This is a genomic window from Allomuricauda sp. M10 (assembly GCF_020782875.1).
Classification (GTDB): Bacteria; Bacteroidota; Bacteroidia; order Flavobacteriales; family Flavobacteriaceae; genus Flagellimonas.
Window position 1 is genome coordinate 33,103 of record NZ_JAJGBN010000004.1, and the last position, 17,341, is coordinate 50,443.

General features: G+C 41.6%; 20 protein-coding genes. 14 read left to right on the forward strand and 6 right to left on the reverse strand.

Features of this window, described 5'->3' with window-relative positions; all coding sequences use genetic code 11:
• Positions 1-32: 32 nt before the first annotated feature.
• The gene (locus LKX84_RS11280; protein ID WP_228237273.1) at positions 33-641 is read right to left on the reverse strand and encodes a DUF1080 domain-containing protein; all 609 of its coding nucleotides are present in this window, start codon (positions 639-641) and stop codon (positions 33-35) included.
• A 148-nt stretch (positions 642-789) separates the two neighbouring features.
• On the opposite strand from LKX84_RS11280, the gene LKX84_RS11285 reads away from it, so the two are divergent.
• Complete coding sequence (locus tag LKX84_RS11285; RefSeq protein ID WP_228237274.1) at positions 790-957, forward strand: hypothetical protein; 168 nt, start codon at positions 790-792, stop codon at positions 955-957.
• Here the strand turns inward: LKX84_RS11285 and LKX84_RS11290 are convergent.
• From LKX84_RS11290 to LKX84_RS11305, 4 genes are read right to left on the reverse strand one after another with little or no spacing between them, the layout of a single operon-like run.
• Positions 954-2,402, reverse strand: coding sequence for a M14 family zinc carboxypeptidase (locus tag LKX84_RS11290; RefSeq protein ID WP_228237275.1), 1,449 nt, complete (start codon positions 2,400-2,402; stop codon positions 954-956). The genes LKX84_RS11285 and LKX84_RS11290 overlap by 4 nt on opposite strands.
• Before the next feature lies 1 nt (position 2,403).
• Positions 2,404-3,063 carry a peptidoglycan recognition family protein gene (locus LKX84_RS11295; RefSeq protein WP_228237276.1) on the reverse strand — a complete coding sequence of 220 codons (660 nt, stop codon included), beginning with the start codon at positions 3,061-3,063 and terminating at the stop codon, positions 2,404-2,406.
• Positions 3,060-3,485: a 3D domain-containing protein gene (locus tag LKX84_RS11300; protein ID WP_228237277.1), complete on the reverse strand. Its 426-nt coding sequence runs from the start codon at positions 3,483-3,485 to the stop codon at positions 3,060-3,062. Before LKX84_RS11300 ends, LKX84_RS11295 begins: the two co-directional genes overlap by 4 nt.
• Positions 3,486-3,526: 41 nt before the next feature.
• Positions 3,527-4,399, reverse strand: coding sequence for a pirin family protein (locus tag LKX84_RS11305; RefSeq protein ID WP_228237278.1), 873 nt, complete (start codon positions 4,397-4,399; stop codon positions 3,527-3,529).
• A 52-nt stretch (positions 4,400-4,451) separates the two neighbouring features.
• Between LKX84_RS11305 and LKX84_RS11310 the strand changes: the two genes are divergently transcribed.
• On the forward strand, positions 4,452-5,786 hold the full coding sequence (locus LKX84_RS11310) for a serine hydrolase domain-containing protein (RefSeq protein WP_228237279.1): 1,335 nt from the start codon (positions 4,452-4,454) through the stop codon (positions 5,784-5,786).
• A gap of 318 nt (positions 5,787-6,104) precedes the next feature.
• On the opposite strand, the gene LKX84_RS11315 is transcribed toward LKX84_RS11310, so the two are convergent.
• On the reverse strand, positions 6,105-6,947 hold the full coding sequence (locus LKX84_RS11315; protein ID WP_228237588.1) for a 1,4-dihydroxy-2-naphthoyl-CoA synthase: 843 nt from the start codon (positions 6,945-6,947) through the stop codon (positions 6,105-6,107).
• Positions 6,948-7,180: 233 nt separating this feature from the next.
• Between LKX84_RS11315 and LKX84_RS11320 the strand changes: the two genes are divergently transcribed.
• The 12 genes from LKX84_RS11320 to LKX84_RS11375 all read left to right on the forward strand — a co-directional run bounded on the left by LKX84_RS11320 (position 7,181) and on the right by LKX84_RS11375 (position 17,322).
• On the forward strand, positions 7,181-7,939 hold the full coding sequence (locus LKX84_RS11320; protein ID WP_228237280.1) for a DUF6090 family protein: 759 nt from the start codon (positions 7,181-7,183) through the stop codon (positions 7,937-7,939).
• A gap of 120 nt (positions 7,940-8,059) precedes the next feature.
• Positions 8,060-8,671 (forward strand): hypothetical protein, encoded by a 612-nt coding sequence (locus LKX84_RS11325; RefSeq protein ID WP_228237281.1) that lies wholly within the window; start codon positions 8,060-8,062, stop codon positions 8,669-8,671.
• Between the two features lie 96 nt (positions 8,672-8,767).
• Complete coding sequence (locus LKX84_RS11330) at positions 8,768-9,484, forward strand: VIT family protein (protein WP_228237282.1); 717 nt, start codon at positions 8,768-8,770, stop codon at positions 9,482-9,484.
• Between the two features lie 5 nt (positions 9,485-9,489).
• On the forward strand, positions 9,490-9,834 hold the full coding sequence (locus LKX84_RS11335) for a hypothetical protein (protein ID WP_228237283.1): 345 nt from the start codon (positions 9,490-9,492) through the stop codon (positions 9,832-9,834).
• A gap of 313 nt (positions 9,835-10,147) precedes the next feature.
• Positions 10,148-10,747, forward strand: coding sequence for a Crp/Fnr family transcriptional regulator (locus tag LKX84_RS11340; RefSeq protein WP_228237284.1), 600 nt, complete (start codon positions 10,148-10,150; stop codon positions 10,745-10,747).
• An 84-nt stretch (positions 10,748-10,831) separates the two neighbouring features.
• Positions 10,832-11,251 (forward strand): hypothetical protein, encoded by a 420-nt coding sequence (locus LKX84_RS11345; protein ID WP_228237285.1) that lies wholly within the window; start codon positions 10,832-10,834, stop codon positions 11,249-11,251.
• A gap of 62 nt (positions 11,252-11,313) precedes the next feature.
• Positions 11,314-12,714: an alpha/beta hydrolase gene (locus LKX84_RS11350; RefSeq protein WP_228237286.1), complete on the forward strand. Its 1,401-nt coding sequence runs from the start codon at positions 11,314-11,316 to the stop codon at positions 12,712-12,714.
• 51 nt (positions 12,715-12,765) lie between these two features.
• Positions 12,766-13,389 (forward strand): class I SAM-dependent methyltransferase, encoded by a 624-nt coding sequence (locus tag LKX84_RS11355; protein ID WP_228237287.1) that lies wholly within the window; start codon positions 12,766-12,768, stop codon positions 13,387-13,389.
• A 54-nt stretch (positions 13,390-13,443) separates the two neighbouring features.
• Complete coding sequence (locus tag LKX84_RS11360; protein WP_228237288.1) at positions 13,444-13,866, forward strand: DUF6326 family protein; 423 nt, start codon at positions 13,444-13,446, stop codon at positions 13,864-13,866.
• Entirely contained in the window at positions 13,863-14,570 is a 708-nt protein-coding gene (locus LKX84_RS11365) for a DUF4386 domain-containing protein (protein ID WP_228237289.1), read from the forward strand. Before LKX84_RS11360 ends, LKX84_RS11365 begins: the two co-directional genes overlap by 4 nt.
• Before the next feature lie 161 nt (positions 14,571-14,731).
• Positions 14,732-15,298, forward strand: coding sequence for a porin family protein (locus tag LKX84_RS11370; RefSeq protein ID WP_228237290.1), 567 nt, complete (start codon positions 14,732-14,734; stop codon positions 15,296-15,298).
• Positions 15,299-15,564: 266 nt separating this feature from the next.
• Positions 15,565-17,322 carry a serine hydrolase gene (locus LKX84_RS11375; protein ID WP_228237291.1) on the forward strand — a complete coding sequence of 586 codons (1,758 nt, stop codon included), beginning with the start codon at positions 15,565-15,567 and terminating at the stop codon, positions 17,320-17,322.
• Positions 17,323-17,341 lie beyond the last annotated feature (19 nt).

A 17,341-nucleotide genomic window follows, 5' to 3' on the forward strand; every position in this document is an offset into this window, starting at 1 on the left:
TAAAAAAGCCCGATTTAATCGGGCTTTTATTTTTACTGTACTTCTACAGGTTTTATTTTGATGTTGCGCCATTTTACTTTTATGCCGCCACCATCGTGAATTTGAAGAGCAATTGCTCCAACGCCTTCACCAATTTTCTCATCGGTAAGATGGACCATTTCCACTCCGTTCAGCCAAGTAACGATATCCGAACCGTGCACCCTAATCTTCATGGTATTCCACTCACCCATTTTAAGTGCTTTATCCTTTTCAGGTTCAGGTTGGATCAACCAACCACGGCCATAGGATTCATAAATACCTCCGGTATATTTTCCTGGAGGGGCAACTTCAACTTGCCACCCACTTACAATGGTACCTTCAAAGGTAGAGCGGATGAAAACGCCACTGTTCCCATTGGCTTCCTGCTTAAATTCTAGGGTCAGTTCAAAATCCTTGTAAAAATCCTTGGTGGACAAATACCCGTAATCGGCTTTGGGACCACTTTCACAAATAAGTTCGCCGTTTTCAACGTACCATTTTTCCTCACCGTGAACAACCCATCCGTCCAAATCTTTTCCATTGAAAAGGCTCTTGGCTTCTTGGGCAGAAACCGTCTTTGTCACCAAAACGGATAAAATAGCAAATGCAATAAGTTTCTTCATTATCTAGTCAATTTGAAGAAGAAAGATATACAATTCTCTTCCAAAACGGTCAAAAAAATAGGGTTTTTGGCCCAATAGTTGTTTTACAGATACAAACAACTGCTGACATCCTATCAATAACTGAAGTTCAACCTCAAAAAGATTCGCTATGGATGTTGTAAAGGAAATTATTCAGAACAGTGCCATTGGACCGCTTTCCTATGGTTACAAAAGTGCCGTACTCATCTTGTTCGGACTTATTGTTAGTATTTTGTTGATCATGTTGGCCCTTTTGTTGAGTCACGGTGCCAACCTGACCTTTCATTATGGTTATTAACGATAAATGAGTCCGTTTCCGGTTTCTTGGTCTTCCAGTGGTTTGCTCAGGTCGATTAAGAAACCATTGATCACGGCATGGGTCAATTTGCCATTTTTTTCCAAAAAGAAAGTCGGGTTTATGCCAGGACGAAGATTGAATCCTTTCAGTTCAAAATCCCCGCCCACTCTGTGTAAAGGCATGTTGACCGAAAATCCTTCTTTGGGCAAAGTTCCCTTTATGTAGGCAATGCCCTGTGACAACACTTTTGATGGATTGGAAACGGTTTCCATTGTCGCCACCTTTGGTGGAACAATCTTGTATCCCGTGGCATCAAAAGTATTATAAGCGAAAAAAGTACTCAAATCGCCTTGATCGGTTACGGAGCTGCGATAATAAAAATCGTTGTGTCCTTTTTTGTCCGCTTCATCCTGAATGATTCCTAAATCCAAAATATAATCCTTGCCCTTGAGTTCATAGGTGGCATTGGCTATTTTTAGATCGAACAACATGCGATCGTTCTTTGGAATTTTTTCGTAATCTTCCGTTGGGATGCTCTCGTAACTTTTGGTTGCAATGGTATACAGTGCAGAAAGGATAGAGACGTAATTCAATTTCCGTATTTCCTGTTTTTCCCTATCCTCAGGAAAACCGCCAGATTCAATCAGGATTAGACTTGTGCCCCATTTGGCAATGTTGTCGCCAAAGGCACGCGGTTCAAAATCGTCGCTATATCTTCCTACCTGGCCGGGCGCATAGTTTTGAATGATCTTATCCATGAACACAATGACCTTCATAGCCTTGGCTCGAACATCATTTATATCTTTTTCATAGTTGTACGCAGTGGCCAAATACGAAATGGTGGCCGGTTTTTCGGTACGTTCCGCATTATAATACCTACTTTGATCGTGAAGGTTAAAACCGAAGGAGGCGTCCAAACTATCTCGAAGTCTCTTCAATGTCTGTCCTTCTGGAGATTGTAAACGAAGTGCATCCCGATTGATATCAACTCCCAAGGCGTTCCTTCGTGTGAAGACTTCTGCCCCATCCGGGTTCAACATGGGCAAAAAGTGCAGTTTTAATTTGGAAAGGATCACTGCTTTTTCCTCTTCAAAATCCGGTGAGTCCAAAAAATGGAAAATATCAAAAATGGCTTGGGTGGCCGTAGGTTCGTCTCCATGCATTTGCGACCACAGGAAAATGTTCTCACTTCCAGTACCAATGCTGATCAAATTTAAGTCACGACCCTCAATGGATTCTCCAACCTTCTGGACCTCAAATTTGGGATTGGATTTTATCTGATCGATCAAAGGTTTTAGGTCGGCATGTTTGATACGCCTTTTTCCTAGCGAAGGTTCCTTGTATTTCTCATAGGTTTCATACAATTTAGAGGTCAACGCATCTTGAGCCGTTAATGAAAGCGATATCAGGGAGATTGCCAGGGGCAACAATTTTTTGATTATCATATTATTTTGTTGGAACGGGTTTAAAATTAAACTTTTTGGTGGCCTTTCGCACTTTTTCCACGAAATCCATGCCAGGATCTGTTTTGGTGGTGCGGTAGCCTTCATCTACCTCCAACCAAAAAGGGTGTCCTTCAAATTGGGTGTATTCTTGATGGCCGATAACGTATTCAATATCGTATTTGGATGCCAAGTATTTAACCAGGAAGATATTGGACTTCAATTGTTTTTTGGTGAGGGGAAGTCCTTCGGCCCCCCCTACATTTTCAATGCCAATGGCACAATGGTTCAGTCCGATGGTATGACGGGCCATGGTGGTTTCCGGCATTAGTCTATAAATGGTCCCATCTTGATCTACCAAGAATTGTGAAGACACGTTAAGGCCACTCACATTGACCAAATCGGGTCTCCAATTGGGCAAGGTGGAGCGATTAAAGGCAGTAAAGGATTTTTGTAAGGATGGAATGGCTGTCCAGTGCAACACCACCATTTTAGGGGTAATTTGCGTGGAATCCTTGTCCAAACCGTATCGTTGGGCCATATACTCTTTGGTGAGTTCTATACGTTGATCATCAAAGATGATGGGAATATCAACTATTTTCTTTTGTGTTGTACAGGCTGTCAATGATAAAGCCAACAGTATGACAAATGCTATTCTATTCATTCAATTTTGGTTAAGGAGGTATCAATGGGAACGGCATAGCAGATCATGATTTTCTTTCTGCCCCATTCGCGTGCTTTTTTAATGTCTTTACCCATATAAATGTCTATTCGGTTTCGCCATTTGTAATGCATCTTGTCCAGAACATAAAAGGTATCAGGGAAAGTATCGATTTTCACCATGGTATTATGTATTAATCCCTTTTTTATAAGATCCCTGGATACAGCAATACTTTTCATTCCAGGTTTTAGGGTGTCTCCCCAAGCGGCAATGGAGGGACTGATGCTATCCGTTTGCCAATGTACCGAATTGTAGGCGGAGGCTGTAACCTCATGCCCTATCCAATCATATTCTTTGGCAGGTTTGGCTTCCTCGTTTTTGGAGCAAGATGCTATAAAAATAAAAAGGAGTACTAGTTTCTTCAATACAGGTATCGATTTAACTTTAATGGCGTATGTTCATTTCCCTAACTCGGCAAGGGAACATAGGTTTGGTCGTTTGTCATCATCGGGAACGATTTGTTGGCCCAGGCTTTTTTGGCCCACTCCAATTTCTCTTGGTCCGAAGAAACAAAATTCCAATAAATATAGCGTTCCTCAGGGAATGCTTCACCCCCGAACAGCAGTAAATGTGTATTGGGTTTTAGGTTGATGTTACACGTATCCTCTACTTTGGAGACGAGGATGTTTCCTTTTTCCACAGATTCCCCACAGGCTTCAATACCCCCTTCCACAATACAAATACCAATTTCCCCTTTCAATTTTCCATTTACGTTAAGGGCATACGCTTCCTTGTTGATCACTTCCACCATGAACAATGGGGAATGTACCGGTACAGGGGACTTTTTTCCGTACCCCTCGCCTGCCACCAGCTTAAATTGGGTAGTGCCATCATGCCATTGTGGTAAATCTTTTCCATCAATATGGTGAAACTCGGGATCCATGTCTTCCAGTGCTTTGGGTAAAGCCACCCAAATCTGGTAACCATGTGCCGTGAACGTGTTCCCATTTCGCAAGTCTTTCGGAGTACGCTCGGTATGCGTGACCCCTTTTCCGGCCGTCATCCAATTAACAGAACCTGGACTGATGCGCTGATAGGTACCCAAACTATCTTCATGAATAATTTCCCCTTCCAACATAAAGGTTAGTGTGGAAAGTCCCATGTGAGGATGTTGGTCCACATCCATATATTTGGAAGGCCCCAATTGGGTTGGCCCCATGTGATCAATGAAGATAAAGGGACCTATCATTCTTTTTTTTCGGAATGGGATAAGTCTTCCGACCAAAAAATCACCAATATCCCTACTGCGTTCCTCTATGATCAATCCGATGTTGGACATGTGCTAATTGTTTATCTTTAAAAACAGAAAGTTACAAATACATACTCTAACCATGAAACTACTTAAGCGTGTTTTACTGCTCCTGATACTTGTCATTGGGGTGGTTGTCTACTTGAATTACCCCAAATTGAACATTATTTCGGGCTATGCGTCCAAAAATGTGGCTTCTGGTGTCTACGTGGCCCACAGGTCCGCCGCATCCATGAACCAAATTGATAACAATGTCCCCTTGGTGGAATTGGCAGTCACCGAAGTGGATGAGAGCGAAAAATCCGCTTCCTCCACTGTTTATGGATTGATGAAAAGAACTGCGGTGTACCGAGACGGTTTAGGTGCCGTTTTGATCAATGACGAATACGATCCATCCAAAATGACCCTGAAACCACAGCGAAACCAACCAACAGACACCATTCCCTATCCTTATGGGCAAGCTACTCCTTTGGATTCTGTTTTTGCAGAGGTGGATATGGATCAGGTCAACAAAGCGTTGGCCATGGCGTTTGCTAATCCCGAAACACAAAAGACACGCACTTTTTTGGTGCTATACAAAGGGCATATTTTAGCGGAGAAATATGTGGATGGATTTGACCAGAACACCCCTGTTTTGGGATGGTCCATGACCAAAAGTGTACTAGCTACCTGTTTTGGGATATTGCAACATCAAGGTAAATTGGATGTGGATTGGCCTGCACCGATTGCCGAATGGAAGGATGATGACCGAAAGAACATTACGCTGGACCATTTGCTTCGTATGCAAAGTGGATTAGCTTGGGATGAAGATTATTCGGGCATATCGGATGTGACGAGAATGTTGTTCTTGGACAGTGATATGACTCTGGCCCAAAGGGAAAAAGAAGCCATAGCAAAGCCTACGGAAATTTGGAACTATTCCTCAGGGACCACTAACCTTTTGTCTGGAATATTGAGGCAGCAATTTCGCAGTCATCAGGAATATTTGGACTTTCCTTACGCTGCCTTGATCGATAAAATTGGAATGTATTCCATGGTGATGGAGGCAGATATTGCCGGCAATTATGTTGGTTCTTCCTATGCCTGGGCCAGTACCCGTGACTGGGCCCGCTTTGGTCAATTGTACTTGAACAAAGGAAGCTGGAACGGAGAGCAACTCTTCGATCCTGAATGGGTGGATTACATTACCACACCTACTATTCATTCCGATGGCACGTATGGGGCCCACTTTTGGCTCAATGCGGAAGGAAAATATCCTGATGTACCCAAAGACCTATTCTCCTGTAATGGTTACCAAGGACAATATGTGTTCATGATTCCATCCAAAGATTTGGTAGTTGTCCGCACCGGATTGGCAGAGGAACCCGAATTTGACGTGAACGGAGTATTGTCGAACATCGTAAAAGCACTACCGTAAATCGAGTGGATGTATTAAAATTGGGGATAAACCACAACAAAAGGGTACTTCACAACAATAATTTCATTTACGGGAACACTCAAACTACATTTACCATGTAATTAATTAGAAAGTAATTTTTTCATTTTCATATAGTGTTCTCGTAAAAGAGTCTTGACCCCAGTGGCAGGACTCTTTTTGGTTTTACCCAGTTCTAAAATGGACACGAATTTCTCGAATGACACTAATTTTGACCCATCTTGTCATTCTGAGCGAAGCGAAGAATCTTTATTCAACAATTATCAATAAACAATTTTCATTTGGTCACTGTCCATTGAATTACGGAATCCATTTGTCCTTTCCAAAGTCGGGCTTGCGTTTTTCCAAAAAGGCATTCCTCCCTTCAATGGCTTCGTCTGTCATGTAAGCCAAACGGGTAGCTTCCCCGGCAAACACTTGTTGACCCACCATGCCATCGTCAGTGAGGTTCATGGCAAATTTTAGCATTTTGATGGAAGTCGGTGACTTGGCCAAAATTTCCTGAGCCCATTGGTAGGCGGTATCCTCCAATTCCTCGTGGGGAACCACGGCATTCACCATGCCCATGTCAAAAGCTTCCTGCGCGGAGTAGTTTCGTCCCAAAAAGAAAATCTCACGGGCCTTTTTCTGTCCCACCATCTTAGCGAGGTATGCTGAACCGTATCCCCCATCAAAACTGGTGACATCGGCATCGGTCTGTTTAAAGATGGCATGTTCCTTACTGGCCAACGTCATATCACAGACCACATGTAGGCTGTGCCCTCCCCCAACGGCCCAACCAGGCACCACGGCAATCACCACTTTGGGCATAAACCGGATAAGGCGCTGCACTTCCAAAATGTTCAAGCGATGATAGCCATCCTCACCTACATAACCTTTATGGCCACGGGCTTTTTGGTCCCCACCACTGCAGAAAGCCCATTTTCCATCCTTGGATGAAGGTCCTTCCCCAGAAAGTAGTACCACACCAATGGAGGTATCTTCCTGGGCATCATAAAAAGCCTTGTACAGTTCGCTGGTGGTTTTGGGACGAAACGCATTGCGTACATCAGGCCGGTTAAAGGCGATGCGGGCCACTCCGTTACATTTTTTATAGGTGATATCCTCAAATTCCATGGCGGTCTGCCAGTTGGGTGATTCCATAGTATCGTATTGTTGGACTACAAAATAACGGAAAATCTGTGTCATAGGGTTTTTGCATTGTGGATAAAAGGTAACAAGTTGATACAGAAATTGATATTGTTGAAAAATAGGTTGAAAAGGTAATGGTGTATATCTGTTGACGAGTGATTTTTTCGGCGAACTTAGAAGGATATGCAGGTTAAACATCAAAAAATTTTCAATTGATGTAATGCTTGTTGACCAACCTCGCAACCATGATAAAATTTTTCAGAAGAATCAGGCAAAATCTACTCTTTGAAAACAAGACGGGAAAGTATCTAAAATATGCTATCGGCGAAATTGTGCTAGTGGTCATCGGGATTTTGATCGCCCTCCAGATCAACAATTGGAACGATATCAAGAAAAACAAAGCAATTGAGCATCAATTGTTGAAGGCCCTTTTGCAGGAATTCGAGGCCAATCTTAAAATTTTAGACAGTACTCGTTTGGCTAACCAAAGAATTTATGAAACTGCTATTAAAATTGGAGATTTTACAGGGCCATCATTGCCAACATTAAATGAAAAGGATCTATCCATGCATATGGTCGGGGCATTTAAATTTGAACCGAGATTTGTCCCCAATCTAGGGACCATGAATGAAATCAACAATTCAGGGAAATTGTCCCTGATTTCAAATCAAGATTTGAGAAAGTCCATCTCGGAGTGGCTTTCACAATTGGAACTGGTACATAATCAAGAGAAATATGTGGTAGAAAGAAGGGACAACAGCCAAGATTTTTTTATCAAGTATGCCAATTTCAGGAGGCATTTGGATATCATAGATGATGCCCTCCTCGATGCCACCCCAAGCAGGTTCCCGAACAATGATTTCAATTTCTTGACCAACCCCGAATTTGAGAGCAATCTTTTTCTCTTCATCGTTGCTTCCATTAATCTGAACAGGGCCTTTTATGAACCTTTGGAAAGACGAACTGAACTACTTATTGAAAAAATCGAACAACAAATAGAATAATCAATGGTGAATAAATGATAATCCTTTAGGTTTTTCAACTTTGTAGCTATCCACAAGATCATGTCCACCATCCATCAATTCCTAACAACTACCAATCAGTTTTAAGGGTACCTTTCCCAAATGTCACGCTTCAAAAAAATGTGGATTGCTTTTGGGATTATAATGGTTTTGGGTCTGCTTTCCTATTTGGTTCTTTCACGTAAAATTAACCCTGACAGGTATTTTTTGCTCAAAACCGACAAGATTCCCTTTAGGGAAATCAGGATAAACGTATCCAAATATGCCATGGAATTTGAACCACAATTCAAGAGGGGCAGCTACAAACTGGGTTTGGGCAGAAGCGTCGATATAGATAAACTTTATTGTACACTGTACCGTTCGGAGTATGGATTCCAGATTGATTCTTCCGACCAGTTCATTTTGAGAAATTTAGGCACTGATAAGCTCTTTATTGTTGGGAAAGTACTGGGCAAGGAAATGTTCGAAGAATATCGCACCGTACAATACCGTATCGAAATCCCTGAGGATTATCAGGCATATCATCAAGAAAAAGAGGGAATGTTTCCCTACTATCAAATGCATTGGTCCATGATGAGCAGCACAGGTGGCGGTTTTGGGTATAGCTGGGAAGCAAATACACTGCTTCGTTCCCCTAAAGGGGATTCATTGCAGTTTTACAGGGGCAAGGGAGCCATATTGAAAGATGATAGATCAGGAATCTTTCCTAAATAATATCTTTTTGAGCTTCGGTTCAACTTCTAAGACAAGTATTTTGCTTTTGTTGTATTGATCTGCGAACTTAGGTTAGCATAACACATATGAAGGAAAATGACAGACCACAAAGAAGATTTGGATGCCTATTTGGCACCTCATTACATCAACAGGAGCAATTGGCTAAGGGCTGCGGTCCTTGGTGCCAATGACGGTATTTTGTCCACGGCCAGTTTGGCTATTGGTGTGGCCGCGGCCAGTGATGGAAGACCTCCGATAATCTTGGCCACAGTAGCAGGTTTGGTTGCCGGGGCCTTATCCATGGCGGCAGGGGAATATGTATCCGTAAGTTCGCAGACCGATATTGAACATGCCGACATTGAACGGGAAAAACAGGAATTGGAAGATATGCCCGAGATGGAATTGGAACGGTTGACCCAAATTTACGAGAATCGAGGCCTAAAAAGGGATACGGCACTTTTGGTGGCCAAGGAACTGACCGAGAAAGATGCCTTGGGAGCCCATGTTCGAGATGAATTGGGTTTGAACGAAATCAGTCATGCCAAACCTATTCAAGCTGCCTTGGCATCAGGCGCAGCTTTTAGTTTTGGGGGATTTCTGCCCTTACTGGTCACCATTTTGGCTCCCTTGTCTGTTATGGAGTATTCCCTTTATGGTTTTGCACTTTTGTTCTTGATATTGTTAGGAATCATCGCTGCCAAAACAGGTGGCTCCAATACTTTGAAAGCCGTTCTACGCATTAGTTTTTGGGGAACGGTGGCCATGGGACTTACCGCATTCGTTGGTTATTTGTTTCATGTTAATCTAGCTTGATTCTGATGAAGAAAAGGAATATCAATATTTTATCTCCAAAAGAATTCGGAAAACGGGTGATAGCTTATACCGTAGTGTCCTTGGGGCTTTTGATTTTTTCCTTGGGAATAGGTGTTTTGGGGTATCATTTTATTGGTGATTTGGGTTGGGTGAACAGTATTTACAATGCGTCCATGATCTTAACAGGGATGGGGCCCATTGATGAAATGAAAACGGACGCCGCCAAACTTTTCGCATCGGTCTACGCCTTGTTCAGCGGGGTTGTATTTTTGAGCACTGTGGCCATTTTCTTTGCGCCTTTCGCACATCGGCTCATGCATTTGCTCCGGGTGGATGATTTGGATGATTAAATATTGATGGGTTTGTCCTAAGTTTAAGCTAATGTTTTGATTTTTATGATTTATCCTTATTTTTAAATCCTAAACATCATCAATCATGAATACTACACTCATTTTTATCGTTGGATTTTTTCTGGGATTACTATTGTTGAAATTGCTCTTTGGGAAGAAAAAGGTGAAATAGCCCCTCATCATAATTCCAGGGTTGTACAAATAGTTCACCCTTCATTTTGCCCACTTCGGATAGATATAAAGGTATTTTGGGAATATTGTAGAAGTTCATTAATGGTCGCGGTACGATTTTTACGACCGTAAAGATCAAAAAATGAACAGAAACGGAAAATTACTCAGAGATGCCCTTACTTGTTATTCTTCATTGGAAAATGAGGTATGGGAAGAGTTTGAACATTTTTTCATGGAAAAAAGCATCAATAAGAACGAGATGATCTGGAGCAATGGGGAAGTGTGCAAACATTTGGTCTTTATCGTCAATGGGGCGGTTCGTAGCTTCTCCGTATCACATGGTAACGAGTTGACGAACAATTTTTATTTCGATTCCGATCTCTTTTATGACGACTATAGCTTTATCTCCCAAAAGCCTTGTTTCAACAATTATCAAGCTCTTGAGGATACGGAATTGATTTTGATTCCTAGAAGTGCTCTCTACTTGATGTTCAACAAATATAAGTCCTTTGAAAGATTGGGACGCATTGTGGTGGAATGCCGCTATATTGAGCTTTATGAGTCCATGACAAGGATGAGCAATCAATCCGCAGGGGAAAACTATCGGTACCTCATGGAGCACGCCAAGAAGGTCATTCAACGCGTGCCCTTAAAAATGGTGGCTTCTTACCTCAATATAACCCCGGAACATTTGAGCCGGATTCGAAAATCTTACGCAAGCCCGAGGGCTAAAATAGCCTAGTTTTTTTTTCAAAATAGTTGATTTCACATCAAGTGCTTTTAAAAGGTCTTTGATGAGCTTTGCCTAAACATAAAGACATTTTACATGAAAAGACAGACTTTTTTGACCATAGCCTCAATGAATGCCCTCATGGTCGGGGTAACGGCCACTTTTTTCCCATCCCTATTGTTGATAAGCAAAGGAGTATTTCCTGGCGACGAGGTAAAGGTCTGGATGACCGAAGTGGGCATTTTGCTCATTGTGTTGGGAGTCATTAATTTCTTGATTCGAAAACACCCGTCCTCCCCTACTTTATTTGTGTTATTCTTGGGCAATGTCCTAATTCAATTGGGACTGTTGGCGGTTGAGGTCTTGGCGTTTGCAAAAGGCACCATTACAGAGATTTCCGGGATTATCCCCAATAGTACTGTTCATGTGGCGTTGTCCATGGGATTTACGTATTATATTTTTAAAATGGTCCCCAACAAGAATCCACAGGGTGTAAGTTTAAAGGTCGATCACTGACCCAGTCCATGGAAACTTTGCTCGACCTGCGAAGGAGAGCCAAAAGTATTAATATTGATTTGATGAAAAAAAGATTAGCGGTTCTCGCTTTCCTTTTCATTTTGATGAATGGGAAAGCACAGTTTTCAATTTGTGAAGACTATAGCAAAACACATGAATTTCAAAATTCGCTTTGCGCTACACTCAATGTGCCGTTGGCATATGGAACGGATATGGATGAAACCATTGAACTATTCGTTCGAAAATTCCCTGCAAAACAGGAAAAAAAAGGTTCTATTTGGTTGGTGGCTGGCGGTCCTGGGGAATCGGGTGCCAGCCTTTACCCCCTTATTGGTCAGTTCGCGGAACTGTTCCCCCATCTCGATATTTTTGTTCCGGACCATAGGGGAACAGGACTCTCCGGTAAAATTTGTCCAGTTGAAGAAGGTGTAGATTCCCCAGATGGTATTGCCTTGTCCAATGCGGAATGGGGACCCTGTTTCGGGTACACGTTCAGCCATGCAGAATATGTGAAATCGTTTTCTATTTCCAATGCAGCCAGAGATCTGGACTATTTGATCAACCAACTCAGTGGTTCGGGATCGCGGTATGTTTATGGTGTTTCTTACGGGACACAACTGGTGTTAAGGATGTTGCAGATACATTCCAGTACTTTGGATGGTGTTATCTTGGATTCCCTGGTACCCCTTCAGGATGATCAGGAGCTCGACCTAAGCCAACGCTCATCAGTGGTAAACGACATAGGAGTGCAGGTTTTGAGCCGACTGGAATCAAATAAAAACACAATAGACCCTCCCTTATTGGACCAACTGAAGTTGGTTTTGGAAAAATCCAAGTCAGACGATATATTTTTGAAAAACCTTCCCAATCAAGAACTTTCACAGCTTTTTGGAATGATGTTGGATATCCCCATGATCAGAAAAGAAATCCCCCATATTATTCGATCGTTATCGAAAAATGATTTTGGACCATTGCAAAAAGGCATTGAAGATATGACACAATTTTATTCTGATTATGGCAGTAAGTATGTGACTTCGGCCTATTCCATTCCTCTGGCCCAAATAATAACGGCTTCTGAGAACAACCTAAGGACACAAATGAAAAAAGAAGAAGTTATTGAGGAATCCAAAACTTTGCTGTTTACCAGTCCTTTGCCCAAATTGATTGCGGAAAATGCAATGCCCACTTATTCACGTGACATTTATTTTGCCGGTGTGCCCGATAAAATGCCACCAACCTTGGTTATACATGGAACTTTAGACCCCAAAACGCATTTAAATGGTGCTATTCAACATGTAGAAAAACTTTCCACAACCAATAAGATAAATTTTGTAGAGGTGCAGGATGCTCCCCACTTTATTGCCCTATTTGCGCCGGACGCTTTTGCTGAGGTAGTTAACCTATTTATAAATGGAGAACCTTTGCCAAAAAGGTTGCACGATAAAAACGTTTCACTGAATTGAGCTCCTAATTTTCTTTCTAACCCTGTATTTTTATAACATAAAAATATCGTCATGGACAATGATTGGTTAAAAATGTGGGATACCCGTTTTGGAAGGGAAGAATATGCCTATGGAACGGAACCCAATGCTTACTTAAAGGAAAAACTGGCAGAACTGGCGTCTGGGAGTATCTTATTTCCAGCAGAAGGTGAAGGAAGAAATGCGGTTTTTGCGGCCAAGCATGGATGGAAGGTCTCCGCATTTGATATCAGTATCGAGGGCCAAAAGAAAGCGCTTAGACTTGCAGGAAAGAACCAAGTTTCCATTGATTATCAAGTAGGGGGACTTCAAACATTGGGATACAAAGAAGAACAATTCAACGCTATTGCCCTCATCTATGCCCATTTCCCTCCAGACATTCGTTCGGATTACCATAAAATACTTTGTACTTATTTGAAAAAAGGTGGTGCCGTCATTTTTGAAGCTTTTAGTAAGGCTCATTTGGAGTATCGTAAAAAAAATGAAAAAGTGGGTGGGCCAAGGGACTTGGATTCTTTGTTTTCTATTGAAGAAATACTTTCTGACTTTGAAGGTTTTGAAATTTTGGAACTAAAAGAAACCGAAATGGAACTTAGGGAAGGATATGGCCATGTTGGTTTAGGATCCGTGATTCGTTTTTATGGGAAAAAGAAATAAGATGTAACAAATTTGAACCTGAATCTTCTAATCGTTAGCTGACGCCAAACACCTATGCAAGAATCCAACCAATATCAAGATTTCAAGATCAATGTGAAGATAAAACTGGCCCTGCTCTGGTCAGCGGTCATGTTCTGTTATATCTATGGGGACTATTTTCAGCTTTATGTTCCTGGAAAAGTGGATGGGTTGATCAGCGGGCAAAATATGCTTGACAATCCTTTTAAGCTTTTAATGGCCTCCCTCCTTTTGGCCATTCCGGCGTTGATGGTTTGCTTATCGGTTATTTTAAAACCTGTCATCAATCGATTTTTAAATCTCTTGTGGGGAACCTTTTACACAGCACTTATGTTGCTAATTGCAGTTACATCCTATTCCAAATGGCATATGTTTTATGTTTTTCTGGCCATTTTGGAAAGCATTCTGACCGCTGTAATTGTTATAAACGCATATAAATGGCCAAAGAACAAGGAATGAAAGAAGAAGTTCGTATTGCGCGCATTGCAGGTCTTATTTATTTGATCGTAGTGGTGACAGGCATATTCAATTTGGGTATACTGCCTTCCAATTTTTTGGTAAAACAAGATGCTATTGCCACCTTTCAAAATATTACGGAGAACTTGATGCTCTTCAAGTATTGGATACTCACCGGAATAGCCTGCTATATTGCCTTTTTGTTCTTGCCCTTAGTGCTCTATCGATTGCTGAATTCCGTAAATAAAAACTATGCTCTGGCCATGGTTACCTTGGTGGTGGTAAGCGTTCCCATTTCCTTGACGAACATTATTGACCAATTTACTATCCTAACGCTCGTTGAAAAAGCTGAAGCACCAAATGGAATGGATTTGGCTCAAGTTCAGGAGCAAGTCATGTTTCTCTTTTATTCGTACAATAATGGCCTAAGGGTAGTATCCATTTTCTGGGGATTGTGGTTGTTCCCATTTGGATATTTGGTATATAGATCAAGTTTTCTTCCTAAAATATTGGGAGTTCTGCTCATGTTCGGTTGCTTTGGCTATCTTATTAATTTTTTGGGCAATTTTCTTTTTGAAGGATATAGCGGCAGCCTTTTATCTGAATTTATTACAAGACCAGGTAGTATTGGTGAAATAGGAATTTGCTTGTGGTTGTTGGTCGTGGGTGTTCGCACAAGACAAGAAAAACAAAAGACCCCTGATTAGCCTTGGTTTCTCGATAAATCCAATAGCCGATCATATTCTCTTCATAGGTTTCCTAAATCAGGGATTTACTTTTTGCGTCAACAATTATTGGATTTGCATCAAAGTACCCCAATCGGCCGCTTTATTTTCGTCACAGATTTAAACCCTAAATTTTTAAAGTGATGAAAAGAAGCATTTTAGTTATAGCAGTTCTATTTATTGGGGCGGCCAGTTTCGCCCAGAATTCCAACAATGTCCAATTAGGTGTTCGGGGCGGTGCCAATTTTGCCACAGTGGCCGGAGATGACTACGATAGTCCAGATTCCAGGACTTCCATGTATTTGGGTTTGTTGGCCGAAGCACCCCTGTCCGATCATGTGTCGTTGCAGCCCGAAGTGTATTATTCTGCACAGGGATTTGATTTTGGCGATTCACAGTTCAAGGTAGATTATATTCAAGTGCCCTTGTTGTTGAAGTTTTACATTGCCGATGGACTGAACCTTCAGGCCGGACCGCAATTTGGGTTCAAGGTGAACGAGGAGTTCGATTTTGATCCCAATGACGATTCGGGAACTTTCGATACCGATTCTGTAAACGACTTCGATTTTCAAGGGGCCGCCGGAGTTGAGTACAAGTTCCCATCCGGATTTTTCATTCAGGGTAGATACACTTACGGATTCTCGGAAATGGTCGAAGATGTGGATGTACACAATTCCGTATTCTCCGCAGGTCTCGGATTTATGTTCTAAAGAACAATCTAAGCAAAAGGTTAAGGGCTCCATCATTAAAATTGATGGAGTTTTTTGTTTTTGTAAAATTAGGATGAGGTTTTTTTAATCACTTTAGGTATTGTGATAATATAGTCCTAAGTTCATGTTCTTGTTTGCGGTCATTTATCAATATAGGCCGTAAACGGTTGATTTTACTGGTGATGACATAAAGGTGACATCTAAATGTCGTGGTCTTGACAAGGAAGTCGCGATACATTTGTCCTAGAATCAAAACAAAAAAAATCATGAACAACACATCAATAGGAGAGCGACTTAAATATCAGAGGAAAATCAAAGGATATTCCCAAGAAGAACTTTCCGGAAGGACCAATGTCACCGTACGCACCATTCAACGAATCGAGAACGAAGAAGTCTCCCCTCACCTAAACACTGTCAAACTTTTGGCGGCCGCATTGGAGGTAGAGGTAAGTGATTTACTTCCTCTAGATGATCCAAGGGAAGAAACCATCAAGAAAAAATGGCTATTGTTGATTCATGCCACTCCCCTTTTGGGCATTTTTATTCCCCTACTCAATGTATTAGCACCCCTTTTTCTCTGGATTCATAAAAAAGATGACAACCCCATTTACAATGAACACGGTATTAAGGTGATCAACTTTCAGATCACGGCTTTGCTATTGGCGGTATTGTCTTTTGTTAGTTTAATGACTATAGAAGGATTCGGGTTCATATTCTTCATATCCATTGTGCCCATTTGTGTAGGTATTGTCATTTTCAATATTATTTATGTGTTGAAGAAAGACAAGTGTTATTATCCGTTGTCCATTCCCTTTCTGAGTGTGAAGAAAAAAAGGGCTACTAAAGCGTTGGGCCTCATCATTGGCATTTCAATATTAGCTAGTTGTACTGGACCAAAATTGGAAACCATCGAAAGGTTGGATGGTACGGTAATTACGAAGGATTCCCTCAGCCATAAAATAGATCAATTGATGGCGGATGCCAAGATCACGGGAATGGCTATTTCTATTTTTAACGACAATGAACCTGTTTATGATCAAACCTTCGGATACAAGGATTTTCCAAAAAAATACCCGTTGACGGATTCCACCAATATTTATGGGGCATCTTTCAGCAAGGCTGTTTTTGGGGTTTTGGTGATGAAATTGGTTGAAGATGGTGTTATTGATTTGGATACGCCTTTGGAATCCTACCTCCCCAAAAAAATATACGAATATGAGCCTCAAACCCGTTGGCATGACGATTATTCCAGTTTGAAGGAAGACTCCCTTTACCACAAGATTACGGCCCGTATGTGCTTGGACCATACCACAGGATTCAAAAACTACAGATGGTTTGAACCCGATCAGAAACTTAGGGTTCATGGCATACCGGGAACAACATTTGTGTATAGCGGTGAAGGCCTTGTTTACTTGCAGGTGGTCTTGGAAAAATTGACCGATAAAAGATTGGAACAATTGGCAAAGGAAATTATTTTTGAGCCATTGGGCATGAAAAATTCTGCATACGAGTGGAAAACCAAATTTGATAAGGATTACGCCTTGGGCCATAATGAAAAGGGCGAATCCCTTAAAAAGGACAAGGATAATGAGCCACGGGGAGCCGGCACTTTGGAAACCACAGCCGAGGATTACACCAAATTCTTGACCGCAGTACTGCATAAAAAAATCATCAGTGCGGCATCCTATAATGAAATCTTCACCTCCCACATCAGGATTCGAACCAAAAATCAATTTGAGGAAGGTGACCATGTTATTACCGATAAATATGATGCCATAAACTTAGGATATGGCTTGGGTTGGGGGTATTTTGAAACACCTTATGGCAAGGCAGTTTTCAAGGAAGGGCATGGTAGCGGATTTGTGCATCACTCCGTATTGTTTCCAGAAGTGGGAAAAGGCATCATGATCATGACCAATTCCGAAAATGGCAATGGCATTTTTAAAGAGCTTCTTGAGGTGGCTTTGGCCGATATTTATACTCCTTGGGAATGGGAGAATTACATTCCGTATGACAAAAAATGACCCTTTTTGAAAACATAAC